The organism is Variovorax sp. YR752, assembly GCF_943372545.1.
In genome coordinates, this window is sequence record NZ_CALRZC010000360.1 from 1 (window position 1) to 5,448 (window position 5,448).

Sequence of the window (5,448 nt, forward strand, 5' to 3'; positions counted from 1 at the left end):
GATCGCGAGCGCGGGCAGCGTGTGGGTGTTTGCGCTCAACGCGGTGCTGTCGGTGGCCTCGGGCTTCGTGGTGCTGCGCTGGCGCCGCGAGCACACGCCCAACCCGCTGGGCCGCGAGAAGCTCATCAGCGCGATGCGCGTGGGCGTGCAGTTCGTGCGCCAGTCGCAGCGCATGCGGGCGGTGCTCACGCGCGTGTCGCTCTTCTTCTTCCACTCGACCGCGCTGCTCGCGCTGCTGCCGCTGCTGGCGCGCAACCTCGAGGGCGGTGGCGCCGGCACCTTCACGCTGCTGCTGGCCGCCATGGGCACGGGCGCGATCATCGCGGTGCTCTTTCTGCCGCGGCTGCGCCAGGCGCTCGGGCGCGACCAGCTGGTGCTGCGTGGCGCCATGCTGCAGTCGGCCGCCACCGCCGTGATGGCCGTGGCGCCCAACGCCTGGGTCGCGGTGCCGGCGATGTTCTTCGGCGGCATGGCGTGGATCACGGTGGCCAACTCGCTGTCGGTGTCGGCCCAGCTCGCGCTGCCCGACTGGGTGCGCGCACGCGGCATGTCGACCTACCAGATGGCGATCATGGGTGCGAGCGCGATCGGCGCGGCGCTGTGGGGCCAGGTGGCCACCGTCACGTCGCTGAAGCTGAGCCTGGCCATCGCCGCCGTGAGCGGCACGCTGTTGATGCTGGCGGCCATGCGCTGGGTGACCGACGTGAGCGGCGAGGACGACGTGCGCCCCGCCCAGGCCGGCTGGGCCACCGGCCCGCCCGCCGAGGCGCCGCAGGAAGACGGCCGCGTGGTGATCACGGTCGAGTACCTCATCGACCCGTCGCGCGCCGCCGCCTTCCACCTCGTGATGCAGCAGACCCGGCGCGCGCGCCTGGGCCAGGGCGCCATCGGCTGGGAGCTGCTGCACGACATCGCGCAGCCCGAGCGCTACGTGGAGCAGATCGTCGACGAGTCGTGGACCGACCACCTGCGCCGCTTCAACCGCGCCACGGCCGCCGACATGGCGCTGCGCGAACGCCGGTTGGCGTTTCACCTGGGCGAAACGGCACCGGTGATCACGCGCTTCGTGGTGCGGCGCTGAGCCGGGCCGTCAGCGAAAGAACAAGAGCCGCGTGAGGAAGGTGTGGTCGGCCTCCGCGGCCATCAGCCCGACCAGCACCAGCAGGCACAGCGGCGGCAGCAGGATCGCGTAGACCAGCGCCAGCCGCTCCCACGCCATGTGCATGAAGACCGCGACGATGAGCCCCGCCTTGAGCAGCATGAAGACGATGATGAGCGCCCAGCGCAGGTAGCCCTGCACGTGGAAGTAGTCGACCATGTACGACATCGCGCTGAGCACGAACAAAAGCCCCCAGATCTTCAGGTACAGGCCGATCGGGTGCTGCTGACCGGTGGTGGTTGTGGTGGTGGTGTTGGTTGTCATGGGGGTCGTCCTCACCAGAGATAGAACAGCGCGAAGATGAAGACCCACACCAGGTCCACGAAGTGCCAGTACAGGCCCACGATCTCGACCACCTGGTAGTTGCCGGCCTTGTCGTAGTCGCCGCGGATCAGCTTGAAGGCCACGGTGAACAGCAGCACCACGCCGGCCGACACGTGCAGCCCGTGGAAGCCCGTGATCATGAAGAAGGCCGCGCCGAACTGCGCCGCGCCCATCGGGTTGCCCCAGGGCCGCACGCCTTCCTCGAGGATCAGCTTGGACCACTCGAAGGCCTGCATGCCGACGAAGAGTTCGCCGAAGGTGGCGGTCACGAGCATCAGCGTGGCGGCGTTCACGCGGTCGCCGCGGTAGGCGAAGTTGACCGCCATCGCCATCGTGCCGCTGCTGCTGATGAGCACGAAGGTCATGATCGCGATCAGCAAGAGCGGCACGTCGGCCCCGCCCACGTGCAGCGCGAACACCTCGCTCGGATTCGGCCACGCCGCGGTGGTCGAGACGCGCACCGTCATGTAGCCCGTGAGGAAGCAGCTGAAGATGAAGATGTCGCTCAGCAAAAAGATCCACATCATCGCCTTGCCCCACGAGACGTGGAACGCCTGGCGGTCGGAGGACCAGTCGGCCACCAGCCCGCGCCAGCCGCTCGCGGCGACGGCGGGGCGGGCAAGGGTTGCGGCAGCGTGGTTCATGCGAAGCCTCCTCACGAAGTGCCGCAGATGACGCGCGCCACCTCCGGCGTCACCCATCCCAGCAGTGCGAACAGCGCCAGCCACACGGCCCACATGAAGTGCCAGTAGCGCGCACACAGCGCGATGCGCCATCCGGCCCGGGCGGGGTCGGCCCACGCGACGCGCGCCGCCATCGCCCACCCGACCAGCCCGCCCGCCAGGTGCAGCCCGTGCATGGCGGTCAGCAGGTAGAAGAAGCTGCCCGACGGGTTGCCGGCCGGCATGACCTGCGCGTGCGCCATCGCGCCCCAGGCCCACAGCTGCACGCTTAGGAAACCCACGGCGCACAGGCCGCCGGCCAGCAGCAGACGGCGCATGCGCGCCAGGTCCGCGCTGCGCGCGGCACCTTCCAACGCCATGCTGCCCGCCACCAGCAGCGCCGAGCTGAGCCACAGCTGCCACGGCAGCGCGAGCGCGATCGCGTCGCCGCTGCTCATGCGCATCACGTAGGCGACGGTGAAGAGGGAGAACAGCGCGGTGACCACGCCCATGAAGACCCACAGGCCGATGCCCGCGGCGCTCGCGTGCGCGTCGCGCAGCCGCACGTCACGCGGCAGGCCGCGCATGCGCAGGGCAGCGTCCGCGTTCATGCCGGTGCTCCCCGCGCGCCGCTCACGGGCACGTCGTCCTTGTCGTCGCTGGCCTGCGGCGGCGCGTTCTGCGCGATGAAGTCTTCCGCCGCGCCCGGCACGCCATAGGCGTAGGCCCAGCGATAGGCCACGGGCAGCCGCGGTCCCCAGTTGCCGTGGCCGGGCGGCGTCTCGGGCGTCTGCCATTCGAGCGAGGCAGCGCGCCACGGGTTGGCGCCGGCGGGCCGGCCGCGCCAGGCGCTCCAGGCCAGGTTGACGATGAAGAGCAGCTGCGCCGCGCCGACCACCAGCGCGACCACGGTGATGAATTCATTCAGGCTGAAGGCCGACGGCGGAATGAACTTGTAGCCGTCGAAGTTGTAGTAACGCCGCGGCATGCCCAGCACACCGAGGTAGTGCATCGGGAAATAGATCGCGTAGGTGCCCAGGAAGGTGATCCAGAAATGCCAGTGACCGAGCCGGTCGTCCAGCATGCGGCCGGTGATCTTGGGGAACCAGTGGTAGATGCCGCCGAACACCACCAGCAGCGGCGCCACGCCCATCACCATGTGGAAGTGCGCCACCACGAAGTAGGTGCCCGACAGCGGGATGTCCACGCTCACGTTGCCCAGGAACAGGCCCGTGAGCCCGCCGATCACGAAGGTGCACACAAAGGCCAGCGCGAACAGCATCGGCACCGACAGGTGGATGTCGCCGCGCCACAGCGTCAGCAGCCAGTTGTAGACCTTGATCGCCGTGGGCACCGCGATGACCAGCGTGGTGGTGGCGAAGAAGAAGCCGAAGTACGGGTTCATGCCGCTCACGAACATGTGGTGCGCCCAGACCACCACGCTGAGCCCGCCGATGGCCACGATGGCCCACACCATCGTGCGGTAGCCGAAGATGCGCTTGCGCGCATGCACGCTGATGAGGTCCGACACGATGCCGAAGGCCGGCAGCGCCACGATGTAGACCTCGGGATGGCCGAAGAACCAGAACAGGTGCTGGAACAGCAGCGGGCTGCCGCCCTTGTAGCCCGTGACCTGCCCCATCGACACCAGCGCCGGCATGAAGAAGCTGGTGCCCATCGTGCGGTCGAGCAGCAGCATCACGCCGCTGACGAACAGCGCCGGAAAGCCCAGCAGCGCCAGCACCGTGGCCACGAAGATGCCCCACACCGTGAGCGGCATGCGCAGCAGCGTCATGCCCTTGCAGCGCGCCTGCAGCACGGTGGTCGCGTAGTTCAGGCCGCCCATCGTGGTGGCCACGATGAAGATCAGCAGCGACACCAGCATCAGCACGATGCCGCCGCCGTGGCCCGGCGTGCCGGGCAGGATCGACTGCGGCGGGTACAGCGTCCAGCCCGCACCCGTGGGGCCGCCCGCGACGAAGAAGCTCGCCATCAGCACCACCACCGACAGCAGGTAGACCCAGAAGCTCAGCATGTTGAGGTAGGGGAACACCATGTCGCGCGCCCCCACCATGAGCGGGATCAGGTAGTTGCCGAAGCCGCCGAGGAACAGCGCCGTGAGCAGGTAGATCACCATGATCATCCCGTGCATGGTCACGAACTGGTAGTAGCGCTCGGCGTTGATGAACTCGAACTGGCCCGGAAAGCCGAGCTGCAGCCGCATCAGGTTCGACAGCACCAGGCCGACCACGCCCACCGCGATGGCGGTGCAGGCGTACTGCACGGCGATCACCTTGTGGTCCTGGCTCCAGACGTAGCGGCGCAGGAAGCTCTGCGGCGCGGGGTGGCCGCCGCCGTCGTCGTGTTCGTCGTCGGGGGTGAGCACAGCAGCGTCAGTCATCGCGCGGCCTTCTGTTCGGTGGCAGCCTGCGCCGGCGGACTGCCCAGACTCTGGATGTAGGCCACCAGCGCGGCCAGTTCCTCGTCGCTCAGGTCGACCTTCGGCATCACCGGCGGGAAGCCCTTCACGTGCCGGGCCTGCGGGTCGCGGATGAAGCTGCGCAGATACGCCTCGTCGACCAGCGCCGTGCTGCCGTCGGCCATCGACTCGTGCTTGCCGTACAGGCCCTTCCAGGTCGGCCCGACGCGTGCGCTGCCGTCGATGGTGTGGCAGGCCACGCAGCCCTTGGCGTCGGCCAGCGCGCGGCCCTGGTCGACGCGCGCGCCACCGCCGCCGGCCGGTGCCTGGGCCGCTTGCGCCGCCTGGGCCGCCCGCGCCTGCTGCATCACGGCGAAGGTCGGCAGTGCCGCGCGCCAGGCGCCGTAGGTCGTCGCGTCTTCCACCACCACATAGCCGCGCATGTTCGGATGGCCCACGCCGCACAGCTGCGCGCACAGCGCCTCGTAGCGGCCCGCGACGGTCGGCGTGAACCAGAAACGGCTGACCTGCCCCGGCACGATGTTCATGCGGGCACGGATGGGCGGCACGAAGAAGTCGTGCAGCACGTCGTGGGAGCGCATCAGCACCAGCACCGGCTGGCCGATCGGCAGGTGCACCTCGTCGCCGGGCGCCAGCAGGTCGTCCTGCCCCGCCGGGTCGGCCGGGTCGAGCCCGAAGGGGTTGGCGGCACTGACGAAGCGCGCATCGGTCGCGCCCAGCTTGCCGTCCGCGCCCGGCAGGCGAAAGCGCCACTGCCACTGCTGGCCCAGCACCTCGAGCACGAGCGCGTCATGCGGCGTGCGCACGTAGTTCGCGTACACCACGAGGCCGGGCGCCAGCAGCGCCATGATGCCGACGGTGGT

The 5,448-nt window shown here is 69.4% G+C and carries 6 protein-coding genes; 1 reads left to right on the forward strand and 5 read right to left on the reverse strand.

Annotated elements, in window-relative coordinates; all coding sequences use genetic code 11:
- A partial coding sequence (locus AAG801_RS40055; RefSeq protein ID WP_341893441.1) for an MFS transporter occupies nt 1-1,081 on the forward strand: 1,081 nt, incomplete at its 5' end.
- 9 nt (nt 1,082-1,090) lie between these two features.
- Here the strand turns inward: AAG801_RS40055 and AAG801_RS40060 are convergent.
- From AAG801_RS40060 to AAG801_RS40080, 5 genes are all read right to left on the reverse strand, one after another.
- Nucleotides 1,091-1,423 carry a cytochrome C oxidase subunit IV family protein gene (locus tag AAG801_RS40060; RefSeq protein ID WP_341893442.1) on the reverse strand — a complete coding sequence of 111 codons (333 nt, stop codon included), beginning with the start codon at nt 1,421-1,423 and terminating at the stop codon, nt 1,091-1,093.
- Between the two features lie 11 nt (nt 1,424-1,434).
- Nucleotides 1,435-2,127: a heme-copper oxidase subunit III family protein gene (locus AAG801_RS40065; RefSeq protein WP_341893443.1), complete on the reverse strand. Its 693-nt coding sequence runs from the start codon at nt 2,125-2,127 to the stop codon at nt 1,435-1,437.
- Nucleotides 2,128-2,138: 11 nt separating this feature from the next.
- Complete coding sequence (locus AAG801_RS40070) at nt 2,139-2,756, reverse strand: bb3-type cytochrome oxidase subunit III (protein WP_341893444.1); 618 nt, start codon at nt 2,754-2,756, stop codon at nt 2,139-2,141.
- Nucleotides 2,753-4,546 carry a cytochrome c oxidase subunit I gene (gene ctaD / locus AAG801_RS40075; RefSeq protein WP_341893445.1) on the reverse strand — a complete coding sequence of 598 codons (1,794 nt, stop codon included), beginning with the start codon at nt 4,544-4,546 and terminating at the stop codon, nt 2,753-2,755. The genes AAG801_RS40070 and ctaD overlap by 4 nt, the downstream gene beginning before the upstream one ends.
- A partial coding sequence (locus tag AAG801_RS40080; RefSeq protein ID WP_341893446.1) for a c-type cytochrome occupies nt 4,543-5,448 on the reverse strand: 906 nt, incomplete at its 5' end. The genes ctaD and AAG801_RS40080, both read right to left, overlap by 4 nt.